General features: G+C 60.3%; 14 protein-coding genes. 5 read left to right on the top strand and 9 right to left on the bottom strand.

Going from position 1 to position 16,908, the window contains the following annotated elements:
* Positions 1-54 precede the first annotated feature (54 nt).
* From NKI15_RS25250 to nanR, 9 genes are all read right to left on the bottom strand, one after another.
* Complete coding sequence (locus NKI15_RS25250; protein WP_352887312.1) at positions 55-2,028, bottom strand: D-apionate lactonase family protein; 1,974 nt, start codon at positions 2,026-2,028, stop codon at positions 55-57.
* Positions 2,025-3,119, bottom strand: coding sequence for an ABC transporter ATP-binding protein (locus tag NKI15_RS25245; protein WP_023705660.1), 1,095 nt, complete (start codon positions 3,117-3,119; stop codon positions 2,025-2,027). Before NKI15_RS25245 ends, NKI15_RS25250 begins: the two co-directional genes overlap by 4 nt.
* Before the next feature lie 12 nt (positions 3,120-3,131).
* The gene (locus NKI15_RS25240; protein ID WP_050586890.1) at positions 3,132-3,980 is read right to left on the bottom strand and encodes a carbohydrate ABC transporter permease; all 849 of its coding nucleotides are present in this window, start codon (positions 3,978-3,980) and stop codon (positions 3,132-3,134) included.
* Complete coding sequence (locus NKI15_RS25235) at positions 3,980-4,921, bottom strand: carbohydrate ABC transporter permease (protein WP_023705662.1); 942 nt, start codon at positions 4,919-4,921, stop codon at positions 3,980-3,982. Before NKI15_RS25235 ends, NKI15_RS25240 begins: the two co-directional genes overlap by 1 nt.
* Before the next feature lie 87 nt (positions 4,922-5,008).
* Positions 5,009-6,664 carry an extracellular solute-binding protein gene (locus NKI15_RS25230; RefSeq protein ID WP_023705663.1) on the bottom strand — a complete coding sequence of 552 codons (1,656 nt, stop codon included), beginning with the start codon at positions 6,662-6,664 and terminating at the stop codon, positions 5,009-5,011.
* 119 nt (positions 6,665-6,783) lie between these two features.
* A complete protein-coding gene (locus tag NKI15_RS25225) occupies positions 6,784-7,836 on the bottom strand; it encodes an NAD(P)-dependent oxidoreductase (protein WP_023705664.1) in 1,053 nt (350 codons plus the stop codon).
* A gap of 14 nt (positions 7,837-7,850) precedes the next feature.
* On the bottom strand, positions 7,851-8,678 hold the full coding sequence (locus NKI15_RS25220) for an HpcH/HpaI aldolase family protein (RefSeq protein ID WP_352887309.1): 828 nt from the start codon (positions 8,676-8,678) through the stop codon (positions 7,851-7,853).
* A complete protein-coding gene (locus NKI15_RS25215; RefSeq protein ID WP_023669450.1) occupies positions 8,675-8,980 on the bottom strand; it encodes a putative quinol monooxygenase in 306 nt (101 codons plus the stop codon). Before NKI15_RS25215 ends, NKI15_RS25220 begins: the two co-directional genes overlap by 4 nt.
* Positions 8,980-9,687, bottom strand: coding sequence for a transcriptional regulator NanR (nanR, locus tag NKI15_RS25210; RefSeq protein WP_023705666.1), 708 nt, complete (start codon positions 9,685-9,687; stop codon positions 8,980-8,982). Before nanR ends, NKI15_RS25215 begins: the two co-directional genes overlap by 1 nt.
* An 868-nt stretch (positions 9,688-10,555) precedes the next feature.
* On the opposite strand from nanR, the gene NKI15_RS25205 reads away from it, so the two are divergent.
* The 5 genes from NKI15_RS25205 to NKI15_RS25185 are packed head-to-tail and all read left to right on the top strand — an operon-like array spanning position 10,556 to position 16,896.
* Positions 10,556-12,193: a methyl-accepting chemotaxis protein gene (locus tag NKI15_RS25205; protein WP_352887305.1), complete on the top strand. Its 1,638-nt coding sequence runs from the start codon at positions 10,556-10,558 to the stop codon at positions 12,191-12,193.
* 23 nt (positions 12,194-12,216) lie between these two features.
* Positions 12,217-12,684, top strand: a complete 468-nt coding sequence (locus NKI15_RS25200) for a chemotaxis protein CheW (protein ID WP_023700505.1) — start codon at positions 12,217-12,219, stop codon at positions 12,682-12,684.
* The gene (locus NKI15_RS25195; protein ID WP_023705670.1) at positions 12,681-13,922 is read left to right on the top strand and encodes a CheR family methyltransferase; all 1,242 of its coding nucleotides are present in this window, start codon (positions 12,681-12,683) and stop codon (positions 13,920-13,922) included. The genes NKI15_RS25200 and NKI15_RS25195 overlap by 4 nt, the downstream gene beginning before the upstream one ends.
* Positions 13,922-14,626 carry a chemotaxis protein CheW gene (locus NKI15_RS25190; protein ID WP_023705671.1) on the top strand — a complete coding sequence of 235 codons (705 nt, stop codon included), beginning with the start codon at positions 13,922-13,924 and terminating at the stop codon, positions 14,624-14,626. The genes NKI15_RS25195 and NKI15_RS25190 overlap by 1 nt, the downstream gene beginning before the upstream one ends.
* Positions 14,623-16,896, top strand: a complete 2,274-nt coding sequence (locus tag NKI15_RS25185; RefSeq protein WP_023705672.1) for a hybrid sensor histidine kinase/response regulator — start codon at positions 14,623-14,625, stop codon at positions 16,894-16,896. Before NKI15_RS25190 ends, NKI15_RS25185 begins: the two co-directional genes overlap by 4 nt.
* Positions 16,897-16,908: the final 12 nt, after the last annotated feature.

Genomic DNA, 16,908 nt, shown 5'->3' with positions numbered 1-16,908 from the left:
CTACCACCCTCATCTTTGACGGGGGTTTGGCCAAACAGCGAACATCGGCTAGGCCTAAGACGATCGATCGAGGTCGACTCGCGCGACGGCGTAGGCGCCAAGCGAGATGCTTTGATCATCCAGCGGTCTTGCGGAACTTTCCATGAAGTCGGGATCGGTTGCCGCCCGCTCGAACTGCTCGGCGCCGAGAAGAGCAATGCGGGCGCTGCTCGGCGAATCCGAAAGCCGCACAGATTGCGTCTTGGCGGTAAGGTTAGCGACCCACAGGGTCACGCGGCGATCTTTTTCAGCCGCGATCGTGGCGACGCCGTCAGCGCCGGAAGTTCCTACGGACAGCAAGGTGGCTCCGCCGAGCTTTGAGAGACCAGCCAAGACATGGAAAGCGGGATAGACCGTTGGGCCATCCTGCTGATCATACCATGGCTGCACGAAATCAGCCTTCCTATGGATTTGGCCAAAGCGGCCGGCGAAGTCACCGAACGCGACGGCCTCGATTCCTTCGCGAGCGCAGGCCGCGAAATATCCGACAGTCCAAGCCGCATTGAACAGCCCGCGCTGACGAGGATCAATGCGCGATAGACAGACGCGAGCGTTCGCTTCATTCGGCGTAGTGGATTTTCCGTATGGGTTCTCACGGCAGCCGAGCTGGATGGGACCGATACGCAGTGGCAAGCGTTCCCCCATGAAAGCATGCGCGGAGCGGATTAGATGGGGGATTGCCTGAAGTGTCTCCATCACCGAGACATCATCTGCGGCGTGCACGCTGGGACAGGTGGTGAAGGTCACGTAGTCGAGCGCTTCGGCTGGCGGACGCTTGCGGTTGAGTTCGGTGAAGTAAGCGGCCATGCCGCCGCCCAGCGCGATGCCCGGGAAAGCCCGGCGAGCGGCGGAGTAGCTTTCGTGGAAGCTGGGCATAGTCGGCCACGGTGCTCCCGGCTGTACGGATGTCATGTCCTGCGCCGGAAAGACGGAGACAGCTTCTAGTTTGAGGCCGAGTGAGTGGACAGCATCCGCGACCGGCGCCAATTCGCCGAATGGATCGCGCGTGCCCTTGGTGACAATCTCGAGGACCACGCCAGCGCCGGTCAGCCGTGCGAGCGCGGCGTAGCTTTCTAGTTCGTCCTGGCCGTGTGCGATCCGGAGATCGACCTGGCAGACCATCCACTGGGGAGCCATTCGTCGTAGGAGCTCGGGGGTTTCGAGCGCGTGCTTTGCCTCGTCGGCGGCGACGCCGACGCCAGTGCGGGGCACTCGGCCGACCGGTCCGCCGATCGTCAGGTTGATGAGTGGATTGCGATTTTCAGACGTCCCGGCAGGGAGCGTTCCTGACACGTGAAGCCGGACGGCCTGCGTGAATTTCTGGCCCCTGGGCAGTCTGTAAGGCCACGGGCGACGCAGAGGGCGGACATATGTTTTATAGGAGGCGTCAGACCAATTGCGTTGGTCCTCCATCTCAAAGGCATCACCCTCCATGGTGCATGTCGCCCAGATCCCAGGCGCGATTTCGTGCGACAACGCCCGGATGTCGGTGAACGGACATTTTGGATCGATGTGGTCCGGAAAGAACGATAGCTCGTCGTGACCATCCTCATGCAGCACCTTTATCGGCTTGCCGGCCAAGCCCTCGATCGGATGAAGGACCACGAAGCCGGTCCGATTCGTCAAAAGGTCAGTCTCGGGCTCTGCCTCCGCCACAAACGACAGCGCACCATCGCCACTGCCTGAGACGCGCGCCCGGTAAATCAGGCGGCCGGATGTTGCGGCACATGTTGCACGGTATTCAATGGCGAACGCATCCGGCCTCTCGTCGATCCGCAGATCATCGAGAACGGTGGTACATGTTCCCCAGTTTTCGTCCCGTACAAGAAACGAGATTCCGCGCAAGATCTCGATCGTCCCGATGCGGATGTAACGCAAGGCGCCATTGTCGAACGCGACCGACAATGATCCGGCGCGCAGTGTGCGCAGCGGTGCCTCGAGCTGTTCGGTGCCACACAAGCGGACTGCCAGGGAAGCTGTCGAGGTCAAATTGCCCGCTCCGTCGTGGCGTCGAAGATCGAGGCCCGGTTCATGTTGATGTCGATCGCAAGCTTCTCGCCCGGACGGCTGACATCGTGCGCCTGCAGCTCAGCCATCACCGGCGCGCCGGCCAGTCGGAATGTCGCGTAACTGCGCGAGCCGGTCGGCTGCAGCAGGTCGATCGTTGCCTCATAGCGAAACGTGCCCTGCTCCGGCATGGCAGTGTGCGCACGAGTGAGGTGTTCTGGCCTCAACCCGAGCAGCACCTGCTGTCCGTCCGCGACGCCCTTCAGCCCCCTGCCGGGCGCTAAGGGTAGCAGTGCATCTGCGAGCCGGATGGCAGCGGCGCCTGCGTCCAAGGCAAGGGTGCCTGGCAGGAAGCTCATCCGCGGCGAACCCAGGAACCCAGCGACGAACGTTGAGGCCGGGTGCTCGAACAACTCGAGTGGCGCGCCCTGCTGCTCTATCAACCCGTCGCGCATCAGCACGATACGGTCAGCCAACGTCATCGCTTCGATCTGGTCATGGGTGACGTAGATCATCGTTGTCGCAATGTCCTGGTGAAGGCGTTTGATTTCGCCGCGCATTTCGTCGCGAAGCTGTGCGTCGAGGTTGGACAGCGGCTCGTCGAACAGAAAGATGCGGGGGTTGCGGACTATGGCGCGGCCGATGGCGACGCGCTGGCGCTGGCCACCGGATAATTGGCGCGGAAAACGCCCCAGCAAGGGAGTGATGCCAAGCATGCGTGCCGCCTCGGCCACGCGCACCTCGACCTCTGGCTTCGGCATCTTGCGAGCCTTGAGGCCGAAGCCAATGTTCTTGGCCACGCTCATATGCGGATAGAGCGCATAATCTTGAAACACCATTGCCACGTCGCGATCGCGCGGCCGGAAATCATTGACCACCTCGCCGCCGATCTCGATCGTGCCTTCCGATATCTCCTCCAGGCCGGCGATGGTCCGGAGCAGCGTCGACTTGCCGCAGCCGGACGGTCCAACCAGGACGGTGAACTCGCCGTCGCGGATGTGGAGGTCAATGCCGCGCACGGCATGGAACGCGCCGTAGCGCTTGTGCAAGCCGGTAATTTTGACTTCGGCCATGCGGGAGCTTTCCTAACCGCGAACGGCGCCGAGCGTCAGCCCGCGCACCAGATGACGTTGAGCAAGGACCCCGAGGGCGATCGATGGCACAAGGGAGACGATGGCAAGGGCCGCGGCTTCGCCATATTGCGCGCCCTGGAAGCCGATGAAGGCGCGGAAGACCGTTGGCAGTGTAAAGGCAGTTCGGCTGGTCAAGATCAGAGCGAAGAAGAACTCCGTCCAGCATGCAATGAAGGCGAAGACAGCCGCCGCGACGATGCCCGGTGCTGCGAGCGGCATGGCAACGCGCCAGAACGCCTCCCATCTCGTGCAGCCATCGACGAGGGCCGCCTCCTCCATCGACTTCGGCATGCCGCGGAAATAGGCGAACATCATCCACACCGAGACCGGCAGCGTGAAGACCGTATAGGCGATGATCAGGCCGACATGAGTGTCGTAGAGCCCGACCTGGCGATAGATCAGGAACACCGGCAGCACGATCCCGATCGGCGGCAAAAAGCGCTGCGACAGCACCCAGAAAGACAGATGCTTGCCGCCGGTGTCGTAGCGCGCCAGGCTATAGGCCATCAGCGTGCCGAGCAGCGCCGAAAGCACCGTGGCCGAAAGCGAAATAATCAGGCTGTTGATGAGCCCGTCGAGACCACGATAGGCGAACAGCGCAGCTTTGTAGTGGACAAGCGTCGGAGCGGCGGGGAACCAGACAGGCGGTACGGTGAGGTAGTCGTCGCTGGGCTTGATGGAGGTGTTGAACATCCAGTAGAGCGGCCACAGCACGAACACCAGGAAGAACCCCAGCAGCAGAATTCGGCCGATCGGCAACGACCGGCGTTTCCTGCGGCGGGCGGGCGCGACGGCGGCCATCAGACCGGTTCTACCTTCAAGAGCCGACGCACCAGCAACGTCACGATGAGCGCCGTAAAGATCAGGAACAGCCAACTTCCTGCTGTTGCCTGCGACAGATGAAACTGTGTGAAGCCGATGGTATAAAGATAATAGGAGGCCGTGTAGGTTTGTGTTCCCGGGCCACCCCCTGTCATGATGAAAATGGTGTCGAACATACGGATTGCGTCGAGCAGACGGAAGGTCAGCGCCAGCAGCATCATCGGCCCGAGATGCGGGAGCGTGATCGCCCAAAAAACCTGCCAGGCGTTGACGCCGTCGAGTTCTGCCGCCTCATAGAGATTGGGTGGGATTGCGGTCAGCCCGGCGAGCAGGATGACGAACATGAACGGCGTCCACTGCCAGACATCGGCGATGATCAGCGAGACGTAGAGCCACGGGCGCTCCGTCATCCAGCCGATCGTAACCTCCTGCCCCAATAGTTGCGTCAGGATATAGTTCGTCGGTCCGAAAGGCCGCTGTAAAAGCAGCGTCCAGGCTTGGCCGACGATGACCGGACTGATGAACAGCGGCACGATCAGGATCGACATGATCACACCGCGGCCCGGAAAGCTGCGCACCATTGTCAGCGCCACCAAGAGGCCGAGAACGAATTCTATAGCGACGCTGATGCCCGACAGCGATGCTGTCAGCAACAGGGACCAACGTGCTACGGGATCGAACACGACCCGCTCGAAGTTCTTCAATCCGACAAAGGCGTGGCCCGGCACCTGGAAGTCGTAGTTGATGAAGGATACCACCAGCGAGAACAGAAGCGGATAGATCGACAGTGCCAATATCAGCAGCACAGCGGGGCCGACCAGCAGCCACTTGAAATGACGGTCTGCCCATTGAGCAAAGGCAGACAGCCGGGGCGGTGCGCCGGCTGCCTTCAAACGACGGATCGTGGCGGTGGGCTGCATAGGCGTATCCAAAATCGCCGCTTAGCGGGGAGGTGTTGCGAGCCAAGCGCCCGCAACACCGATTGCTCCAGAGAAGTCCGCCTGCCCTCAGAGGGTGACCGCCATGCCAAGTTTTTCCACCGTGTTGTCGGCGGTGGCGCCAGGCAGTTTCAAGAACTCGGTGTAGAAGCCCTTCTGCGAATCCACACCCAGTCGGTCGGTCGTCTCGTTCCACTCGGCGGCCGCCGTTTCAAGCGACGCCTTCGGATCCGCACCAGCCCACACCGCCGTGCACATGCGATCGATGCTCAAGAAGTAGTCCTGCGCGCCTGGCATGATCGGGTCGAGCAGACCGACATTTGCCGAGTTGTTGAGGTTGGCAAGGTACTCCTTGGCACTCGGGAAGAGCGCGCCGTAGAGCTCGGACTTGAAGTGCGAGATGCGGTACGGGTCGCGTAGAGCGTAGGGCAGCATGCAACGTGCCAGCGAGACGGGTGGCGAGCATACCCACTGCATGAACAGATACGCCGCCTCAGCGTTGGGCGAGTCGGCCGACAGTGCCTTGTTGTAGCCGGTGGCATGTTCCGGATTTCCCGGAACCACGGCATAGCCGACCTTGCCGGCGATTTGGGACTGCGGAATGAAGTTGATTGCCGTGGCCGACTGCGAATAGTTGGCCGCCATACGGCCGCTAGGAGGCCAGGAATAGATCATCGCGACTTTGCCGGTCAGGAAAGCCGCCCACAAGGAGACGGCGTCGAGCTCGTTGTTGCCGGGGATCGAGGCCTTGTTTGCGGCGAGCATGTTTGTCAGCGTCTTGACGCCGGCATCCGAAACCAAACCTGCCTTCATGTCGTCGCCGAAGAGTTTTCCGCCGTTGGCCCGGTACTGCTGCAGAAAGTCGAACTGATTGCCGGGGCTGCCCGCCTTGCGGAAATGTCCCGCGCCATAGACCTTTGGCGCCATCTGGTCGGTGATGAACTGGGCGATCTGGGCATATTCTTCCCATGTCTTGGGCGGTCCAAGCTTGGCGTTGAACTTCGCCTGGTAAGCCTCCACCATTTTAGGGTCCTCGAAAATGTCCTTGCGGTAGTAGAGAGCGAACATGTCGCCGTCGTCGAAGAACCCCCAGATCTTACCCTTGTAGGTCGGCAGCGCCTTGTACAGGGGATGATAGTCCTCGAGGTCTGCCGGGTTCATGTATTTGGCGATGTAGTCGTCTAGAGGGGCGATGACGCCGCCATCGGCAAGCGACGGCGTCCAGGCCGGCGAGATGTCGAGGACGTCATAGGCACCCGAGCCGGCGATGTGCTCGGCGACCGCCTTGGAGTACTGGTCCGGGTTCGACAGCTCGACGACATTCGACTTCATCCCGGTAAGCTGCTCCCACATCGGCCCACTGAAATTGCGCGGGTCGAGTGCCTGCAGGCCAGCCTCGTAGGTCATGTTGAGGGTGACGCCCGAATGCGCCTTGGCCGCCTCCGCCGCGCGAAAGGCGGAACCGTCCGCAGGCCCTCCCTTCGATGCTTTCAGGGCTGCGGCCTGCGCCTGGCCGAGCGGCGACGTGGCGTCCGCCAATTCCAATGTTTGCTGCGCCAGCGCCCAATCGGTCATTATCCCCAGCAGCGGGCCGGACACGGCCAACATACCGGTCATCTGACCGAAGCGGGTGATGAAAGTTCGGCGGGTGGTTTCGCCGCGCATGAAGGCGTCGACCTCAGCTTCGAGGCCTGCCTGAAAGTCACGTTTTTCACGATCGTTCATAGTGCTTGGTCCTCCCATTTTCCTTTTGCTTCACTCGCCGCCGGCGCAGCGGTCAAGCATTTCCTCCCGTAAGGTCGCCGCAAAGAGGCCGCGGCGGCGCGCCGAAAATCAGTCTCCTCCTAGGTTCCGAAGCGGGCGGCGAGCCCAGACAGCCTGGTCTTCCACAGCTCGCTCGAAAGCACCTCGCGATTGACCACGCCGCGCGGCTCGCGACCACGCTGCACCTCGATTACCGCTTTGACGTCGGCGGCACCGTTGCCAGCAAAGCACTGGTCGGTCCAGCAAAGCGCGTGCGGCGCCAGGATGACATTGTCGAGTTTGAGGATCGCATCGTCTGCGTCGGGAGGCTCTTGTTCCAGCACGTCGAGACCGGCGCCGGCGATGCGGCGCTCCTGCAGTGCTTGCGTCAGCGCTTTCTGGTCGACGATCGGGCCGCGCGCGGTGTTGATCAGGTAAGCTGTCGGCTTCATCAGGGCGATCCGCTCAGCATTGACGATGTGGTGGGTCTGGGGCGACAGGGGGCAACTCACCGACAGCACGTCGGCGCGGCGAAACAGATCCTCCAGCCCGACCAGCTCGACGCCCAGGTCGGCAGCGACCCCCTTGCCGGCAAACGGGTCATGGGCAATGAATTGCATGTCAAAGGGCTTCGCCAAGCGGAAGACCTCGGCACCGATGTTGCCGATGCCCAGCGACCCAAGCGTACGCCCGACGAGGCCGACCCCCATATGTTCGGAGCGCTTCTCAAAACCAACAGACCCTTTGCGGGTGAGCGCGTCCTTTGTCAGCAGCTTGCCGGTCAGCGCCAGGATGAAGGTGATGACGGATACGGCGACGGGCCGTCGCACGCCATCGGGCGTGATGACCAAGGCAATACCGGCTGCGGTGCATGCCTCAACGTCGACAGTGTCGTAGCCGACCCCGAAGCGGGCAACGACGGCCAGGCGGCCGCTCCTGGGGACACTCGTGGCATCGAAACGATGGGCGAGGAGGATCAGCGCATCGAAATTCTCAAGTTGGTCGCCGCGAAGCGGACTGTTTGACTCCAGGAACACCATCTCGACACCTATCGCATTGCGCAGCGGCTCCAGATCGAAATCTGGGTAGGTCGGCGAGCCGTCCGGCCTGCGGAAATCACCGGAAAGCGCCACCCTGAATTTCACGCTGTCCATCGTCTCTTCCGCTCCTATTGGCACCCGGCCCGGATCTTGGAAACCGCGTCGGCGATCGCGTCGTGCAGGACCCAAACGTCGCCTGAATAACATATGAAATCGAAGCCCTGTGCGTAGAACTCGTGTCCCTGGGCGACGTTGGGCACCAAGCGTCCAAGCGATTTGTTGTGCTTCTTGGCGGCGGCCACGATTTTGGCCATTGCAGCAGTGAAAGTGGGGTGGGCGAAGTCGCCAGGAATGCCGAGCGAGACGGACAGATCGAAATGCCCAACCCACAGACAATCGACCCCGTCCAGTCCCGCGATGCCGTCAATGTTCTTGACGCCGTCGGCGGTCTCGATCAGGCAGATGAACGTCGAGCGCTTGTTGGCGGCCTCGAATTTGTCAGCGACCGAGCCCGGACGGTAACGGTCATGAGCGATCTGCAGCGCCACGCCGCGGGCGCCGGCAGGGTGGTATTTCATGGAGTTGATGATGTGCTGCGCCTGTTCGACGCTGCTCACCATCGGCGCGATCAGGCCTTCGGCGCCCATGTCCATGGCGCGGGCGAGGAAATGGTAGTCCTGCGATGGCACACGAACCATCACCGGCAGATCGGCCGCCTCGAAATAACGGATCGCACTCTTCAGCGTTTCCAAGTTAAATCCCGAATGCTCCATGTCGAAAAAGACGAAATCGCAGCCAGCGGACTTCAGGATGTGACCGATTCCCGGCGTGGCGAACTCGGCGACGAGCGTACCGAGCTTGACCCGCCTGTGAGAAGCTAACGCCCTGAGACTTGGCTCCGACATGCACTTCCTCCCGTTCGCCCCAATGGGCCAATCCGCCCATGTTCGCTTCAATGCGTGGCTTCAAGAACGAGGTCGCAGGTCGTCACCAACTTGGTCACGACGAGCGGCGCGCTCTGCGTATTGAATTCGTCGAAATGAGCGGTGCGGCAGTGGTCCTCGAATGCGGCCTCGCTATCGTAAATCTCATAGAGCAGGACCCGATCCAGTTCGCCGCGCGCCTCCGTCACGTCAAAGCGGCGGCAGCCGGCCTCGGTGCGCATCGAGGCGGTCGCATTGGCGTCGACAAGTTCTCGGAATCTGTCCCGGGCACCAGGCCTCAGGCGGAAATCGACCCAGACGACAAATCCGGTCATCACTTGGGCCTCGCAAGTTGCAGATAGCGCTTGGCCACATATTCGAGATGGCTGCGCATGGCCGCCTCTGACGCGTCTGGATCGCGCGCGGCGACGGCCTCGAAGATTTCGCGATGAGCCTGGTAAGCCTTGCGGTCTTCACCCTTGGCCAATGTGGTGCGACGCTGTTCGAGCAACCATTCAGCCAACGCCGCGTGAATAGCTGTAAAGATCCGATTGCGGGTGATTACCGCCAGCACGTAATGGAAGTCTACGTCCGTGCGCTCGAAGCGCGCCAGGTCGCCGATTGATTGACGGTTGAGTTCGAGCGCCTCCTTGAGGCTCTCAATGTCTTTCGGGGTAGCATGCACAGCGGCGTTGCGGGCAAGGCCGACCTCGAAAAACAACCGCGCGCTCTGGAAGTCGTGAACTCCTCCCGGCGCCGAAATCATGTGCCGAGCCGGCCCTGAAAGGGCGTCGATCACGAATTGAGGAGTGGGTCGAGTGACGCGGGCACGCTCCCCCGATTTTACCTCGACAAGGCCCATTTTGCTCAGATGCAGCAGCGCCTCACGGATGGAAGGCCGCCCTACCCCGAACTGCCGCATGAGTTCCCGTTCAGATGGGAGACGGTCGGCTTCGGCCAACTCTCCCTCTCGGATCATCCGCTCGAGGTGCGCTGCCACCTCGTCCGAAAGCTTCCGCTGTTTGATCAGAACTCCGATCATGTGGCATACCTGTTATACCAATCAGGTACGTTATGATCCCATAGCACCCTTGTCAACGATGTCTAAGCATCCGGTAGCCGAGCCGTTTAATCACTCCGCCGATGTCGAGGCGTCCTTTGCACACGCCTTCAACGTCTTCACCAAGGATATCGGTGACTTGAGGAGCGCGAGCACACTCTGCTCGGTGTTCCGATCGGGGACCGTCTTCGAACCCTGGGTCGGGTGGTCAGTTTCAACTGCGGTGTGGACCGCAGTGAGTGCCACCGGGCCGTGTGCTGGCCGAGACCTACCCAACCGCCTGCTTATGAGCTGCAACATTGAACGATGCGCATTTGAAACTGGTTTTCTCAAGATCTTTTAGTCCTGAGGGCCTCAGGCGGGGGCGCTTGCCATTTAGTTATCGTCACCTGCAAATGCCGAACCCGCACTCGACGCCAATCTACGCGTTGGCCAGTTTGCGACATCTGGTTTCGGCGATTCCGCTTTCAGTAGCGACGATCATGCTGGACGGCTGATATGAGGCGCGTTCCCGCCTGGCAGCTTAGGGGCAGCAAGCAGGACGTCGGCTTTCTTGCCTCGACCTGGCCTAAGCAGTCATTCAATTCGTGGCCTCAAGCAACTCATCCACGCTCCTCCTGACGCGGCGTGCCAACCAGCCGATCTCGGGCTGATGTGCGTGGACGGCAGTCGTCCTTTGACCACCGCTTCTGGCGGCGCCGATTGGCGAGCCGCCTCGCCATCATTAGCTATGGAACGGAAAAGAAACCATTCAGCATCAGACTACCGCTTTTCGACGCACCTTTTCGAATATGTCGGAACGAGCGCTTGTCGCGCAGCCCACGATGCCCCCCATTGGTGAACCGGTTCCATGAAGAGTCTGACAATACGCCACCGCATCCTCGTCAGTTTCGCAGCCGTTCTGGTGGTCATGTCCGTGATAGCCCTCATCGCGTACGCCTGGTTTCTTCAGGCGGGGGAGGAGGCGACTGAGGTCGAGAAGGGCATCCTTCCGGACCTTTATCACAGTACCGAGATCATGACGGGCCAGATGGCGGCCCATAGTCTGCTTCAGGAATATGCCCTTCAGGACAACCCGTCAGACAGAAGCACGGTTGCAAACGCGATCACGACCAATCGCAACCAGGTGCAGCGGTCGATGGACGACTATGAGGCAACGATCGTCTCCGATATCGACAAGCAGAATTATGCAGCCGTCAAACAACTCGCCAACCAATTCCATCTGGCTGAAACTGCTGTGCTGGAAACAAGCCGGGCTGCCTTGTCGAAAGGTGAAACTCCCAATGAAAGCCCAGCTATCAAGAACGAAGTAGAGCCGATCTTTGTAAAATTGCAGTCCGCTCTGCAGGCCATGGTTGAGGATCACAGAGGCGAGGCAAACAGCGCGACGCAGCGGATCAGCTCGATCGTCAGAACGGCCGAAGTCGGTTTGAGCGTTGGCTTGTTGATAGCCCTCGGGCTAGCCCTTCTTTTGGGTTACCAGCTGTTTCGCGCCATTACAGGTCCGCTCACCCGTTTGGTCGACGCGGTTCAATTGATGCGGCAAGGCGACTTCAGCGAACGGCTCGATCTGAGGCGCCGAGACGAATTCAGCGTGCTTGCCGACGGCTTCAACGCAATGGCGGACGATCTCACAACCCTCATTGGTCAGGTTCAAAGGTCCAGCATACAGGTCGGCACGTCGATAACTGAGATCGCCGCCACCTCCAAGCAACAGCAGGCAACTGCGACTGAAATCGCAGCGACCACAACAGAAATCCGAGCGACAGCCAAGGAAATCTCCGCCACATCAAACGAACTGGTCCGCACGATGAACGAGGTCTCCACAGTTGCCGAACAAACCGCTGCCGTGGCTGGCGGGGGGCAAGCGGGGCTGACCCGTATGGAAGAAACCATGCAGCAGGTCATGGAAGCGGCTGGCGCGATCAATTCCAAACTGGCGATCCTGAGCGAGAAAGCCGGCAGCATCAATCAGGTGGTGACGACCATCACCAAAGTGGCCGATCAGACGAACCTGTTGTCGCTCAACGCTTCCATCGAAGCGGAGAAGGCAGGCCAATATGGCCGGGGTTTTGCAGTGGTGGCAACGGAAATCCGAAGGCTCGCGGACCAGACAGCTGTCTCCACCTACGATATCGAGCAAATGGTCAAGGACATCCAGTCGGCAGTCGCGGCCGGGGTGATGGGCATGGACAAGTTTTCCGAGCAGGTCCGTCGGGGTATGCAGGACATCCAGCAGGTCGGCGGGCAACTCTTCGAGATCATTCAGCAGGTTCAGGGGCTGGTGCCACGTTTCGAAGTCGCCAATGAAGGCATGCAAGCACAGGCGACCGGCGCGGGGCAGATCAGCGACACGCTAACCCAGCTAAGCGAGGCAGCTCAGCAAACAGTCGAGTCCCTTCAGCAATCGACGCTCGCGATCGACGAGCTCAATCAAGTCTCAGGCGGCATGCGAAGTAGCATATCGAGGTTCAAGCTACGAGCATAGCGAGCCGGCAGTAGGAGGTGACAATGCTATTCCTCGCCTTCAGCATGGGTCCGGATCGCTACTTGATCGATGTCCACAAAATTGAAGAGGTGCTGCCCTATATCGACGTGAAAGTTCTTCCGGGTGCGCCAACTGGTGTGGTGGGTTTGGTCAGCTATAACGGAATACCCATCCCCCTGATCGATGTCACCCTTCTTGCGCTTGGCCGACCATCGGAGCGCCTGTTGAGCACCCGGATCGTTGTGACGCGCTATCCGGCGGATGATGGCGAGCGACGCCTGCTGGGGCTGATCGCGGAACGGGTGACGGATACGATCGAGCGAGACCCGGCCGATTTCGCGCCGTTCGGACTGGAACCAGGAACCCCGCCCTATCTTGGGCCGGTGGCTTCCGATGGTTTGGAGATCATTCAGTGGGTCAAAGTGGAAGCGCTGCTTTCGGAAGAGATTCGTACCGCTTTGCTCCGCCAGGCGGCAATAGGTGATCAATGACCGGAGCAATAGAAAAGCTCCTGACGGAAACCATTGGACTGGACAGTGCCAGCGTTGGTCCGACAGTGGTTCGTCAGGCGGTCAGAGAACGGATGGAAGCATGCCGGATAACCAACCCTCAGGCCTATAGGCAACACTTAGCCGGTTCCTCGCAGGAGCTGCAGGAGCTGATCAATGCGGTGGTGATCCCAGAGACCTGGTTCTTTCGCGACCGAGAAGCGTTCACGATGCTGGCGCGGCATGCGCGCGCGCACAAGCCTGCTCAGCCGATAAGAATCCTGAGCCTGCCATGTTCAACCGGCGAAGAGGCTTACTCGGTCGCCATGGCCATGTTCGATGCCGGCTTTGAGGCGCATGAGTTCAAGATCGATGGCGTGGACGTCAGCAGCCGCAATATCGCGACGGCTGAACACGCCATCTATGGCCGCAATTCGTTTCGCGGCAGCCATTTAGAATTCAAGGATCGCTATTTCGAAGCGGCCGAGGGCGGGTTGCGGCCTGTTGCTGGGGTGCTGAAACAGGTTCGGTTCATGGTAGGAAACTTGTTCGGTTCTCACGCGCCTTTCGGGCAAGAGGTCTATGACATCCTGCTTTGCCGCAATTTGCTGATCTATTTCAATCGAGAGCTGCAGGATCGCGCATTGATCTGCCTGAAGGACCTGCTGGCCAAAGACGGACTTCTTCTGGTCGGTCCGGCGGAAGCAGCTCTTCCAAGGGTGCATGGCTTTCTTTCCGCTGAATGGCCATTGGCCTTCGCCTTTCTGAAATCGGAGCCCGTCAAGACCACGGCGCCGAAGGTTTCGGCCGCCGTCCCGGTGCGGACGCCAAGCCCTAAGGTCAACAAGAGCGAGCCTCTTCGTCCGTTCCGACCGACAAGTGGCAATGAAGGCCGCGGGCAGGCTCCGGCCAAGCCGCTTGCACGCGCCTCGGAAAGCCTCATCGCGGTTGAACGGATCGCCAATGCAGGACGCGTAAAGGAGGCACAGGAGGTCGCCCTGGCGCATCTCAGGGAGTTCGGTCCTTCCGCAGAAATCTTCTACCTGCTGGGCCTCGTCCAGGATGCGGATGGTTCTGCACCCGAAGCCGCGCAAAGTTATCGCAAGGCGCTCTATCTCGCGCCAAATCATCGAGAAGCTCTTGTCCATCTGGCCTTGCTGCTTAGCAAGCAAGGCGACCATAACGGCGCCGAGGCGCTGGCCGGCCGGCTGGGTCGGGTCCAGAAAAGGAGCGGCAGTTGATGGCGGCTTCGACAAGGATCGCTCAGCCGGTGGAGGAGATCGAAATCAACGACTGCTGGCGGCAAATAGGCGTACGGGGTGACAAGTCATGTCCGCTACTAGAGCAGCATCTCCACTGCCGCAATTGCCCGACCTACAAGAAGATCGCACGACGCCTCCTCGACCGTGCAGCTCCCTCGGCATCTCGCGACGAATGGCCTGACAAGGCTGGTCGTGCAGGGATCGATTCGGCAGACAGCGACGCGCTGCAGACGGCCGTTCTCTTCCGTTTGGGGGAGGAATGGCTGGCACTTCCGGTCGGTATTTTTCATGAAGTGGCTGAATCTCGTCGCGTTCATTCACTTCCACATCGCAGGAACAGTGCACTGCTCGGCATTGCGAATGTCCGTGGTGAATTGCTTATTTGCCTGTCCCTGGCCGAATTGCTCGGGATAGACGAGCGCAAGGAAGGGGAACAAGGCACACGAACCAAGGTATTTCGCCGCCTTGTCGTGGTAGGCGAGCGCGACAAGCGGGTTGCTTTTATGGTTGATGAGATCCACGGCTTACATCGGTACCAGGAACGCGACACTCTCGCTGTTCCGGCCATGATTGGCAAGGCACTGTCGGCCGCTACGGTTGCCGTGCTGCCATGGCAAGGACGAGCCGTTGGCTGTCTCGATCCACGACAACTGCTCACGATGCTGGATCGGAGCATCGCATGACAGATGAAGACTTCAGCCAGGTTTCGATGCTCAGCCTCTTCCAGGCCGAACTGGAGACGCAGTCACGGGCTCTGACCTCTGGACTTCTGGCACTCGAACGCGATCCTATCGCCGCCGACGCCCTGGAAGCATGCATGCGTGCCGCGCATTCCCTGAAAGGAGCTGCCCGCATCATCGACCTGATGCCCGCAGTCAAAGTTGCAAATGCGATGGAAGACTGCCTGGTCGCAGCGCAACGCGGGCATCTGAGGGTGCGACGGGAGCATATAGACGCGCTTCTGCAAGGTTCTGACCTTTTGAAATTGATCGCATCGGGATCATCGAGCGAAAGCGCCAACTCAGAAGTCGAAACCTTTCTCGCGAAGTTCGAGGGGTTGTCCCTCCCCCAGGCAAAGCCCGGGCCCCAAGATTCTGCAGCTGATTTCGCAACTCCAGATCATGCCCAGGAGCAACTGGCGACGACCTCTTCAGCGAACCTCCTCGTTGGGGCGGTGCCGCAAGCCCACGGCAGCATCAGCTCTGATAGAATGGTTCGGGTGACGGCAGACAGCCTGAACCGATTGCTCGGGCTGGCTGGCGAGTCGCTGATGGAAGCTCGGCGGCTCAGGCCATTCGCTGACGGGCTGCTACGGCTGAAGCGACTTCAATCGGACCTCGCAAGTGCATTCGACAATCTTCATGCAGTGCTGCCGCCGGTTTCAAACGATGCGGCGGTGGTGGAGGCGCTGGCTGAAGCGCAGCGAAAGCTTCGGTTGAGCCAAGCGTTCCTGGCGGAGCGTTTCGATGAGTTGGATTCAGTGGATCGGAAAGCGACCGATCTTGCCAACAGATTGTACGACGAAACGTTGGCGAGCCGGATGCGGCCTTTTGAGGACGGCGTGCGACACTATGCGAGAATGATCCGCGACCTCGGTCGTACCCTTGGCAAGCGGGTGCGACTGGAGATCGTAGGCGGCTCGACCGGCATCGACCGCGATATCCTCGAGCAGCTCGATGCCCCTTTGGGGCACCTTCTGCGCAACGCTGTAGACCATGGGCTTGAACCGCCTGAGGAGCGCCTCGCGATGGGCAAACCCGAAGAGGGGCTCATCAGGCTCGAAGCGAGGCACAATGCCGGGCTGCTGCAGATAGCCGTGGTGGACGACGGCAGGGGGATAGAGCTCTCGAAGCTGCGCGAGGCCGTCGTCGCCCGGCAACTTGCAACCAGGGAAAGTGCTGAAACACTCAGCGAAAGCGAATTGCTCGCGTTTCTGTTTCTGCCAGGCTTTTCCATGAAAGCGGGCCTTACCGACGTCTCAGGTCGCGGTGTGGGGCTCGATGCAGTGCAAGCCATGACGAAGGAAGTCCGGGGAGTCGCAAGCGTCTCCTCAGAATTTGGCCACGGAACCCGATTTCAACTGCAATTGCCGCTGACACTGTCGGTCCTCCGCACGCTGCTCGTCGATGTCGATGGAGAGCCCTATGCTTTTCCACTCGCTGCCATTTCCAAGACTTTGAAACTGCAACGGACGGAGATCAACGTCCTGCAGGGCCGGCCGCATTTTCGATTGAACGATCGACAGATCGGGCTGGTCACCGCTCGCGAGGTGCTCGATCGAGGTGAGCCCGGATCGGAACCGAACGAACTATCGGTCGTCGTCGTGGATGCGGGTCGGGGCGATGCGTACGGCCTGATCGTTGACCGTTTTCTCGGGGAACGCGAGTTAGTGATCAGACCTCTCGATCCACGGTTTGCCAAGATCAAGGACATCAGCGCAGCGGCCCTGATGGAAGACGGTTCGCCTGTTCTGATCTTCGACGTCGACGATCTGATCCGATCGGTGGAAAAGCTTGCATCGTCCAGCGGATTTCGAGCTCTTCGGCGCGCCGCGGGCGGTCCCGAAGCGAGCAGGCGCAAGCGCGTGCTCGTGATTGACGATTCACTGACGGTTCGCGAACTCCAGCGCAAGATGCTCGGCAATTACGGTTATGAGGTCGAAGTGGCGGTAGACGGCATGGACGGGTGGAATGCCGTCCGGTCTGGTCCTTTCGATCTCGTCGTCACCGACATCGACATGCCTCGCATGGATGGCATCGAGCTGGTGAGTTTGATCAGAAAGGATGCTGATCTCAAGAACACACCCATTATGATCGTTTCATACAAGGATCGGGAAGAAGATCGCGCGCGCGGGCTCGACGCAGGTGCGGACTATTATCTGACCAAGAGTAGTTTTCAGGACGAGGCGCTGATCCATGCCGTCGTGGACATGATTGGCGAGGCGGCTGAATGAGATCGAGATTGG

The sequence above is a fragment of the Mesorhizobium sp. M0862 genome (assembly GCF_040319795.1).
Classification (GTDB): Bacteria; Pseudomonadota; Alphaproteobacteria; order Rhizobiales; family Rhizobiaceae; genus Mesorhizobium.
Note: the sequence above shows the minus strand (reverse complement) of the source record. Positions and strands in the feature narration are given on the sequence as shown.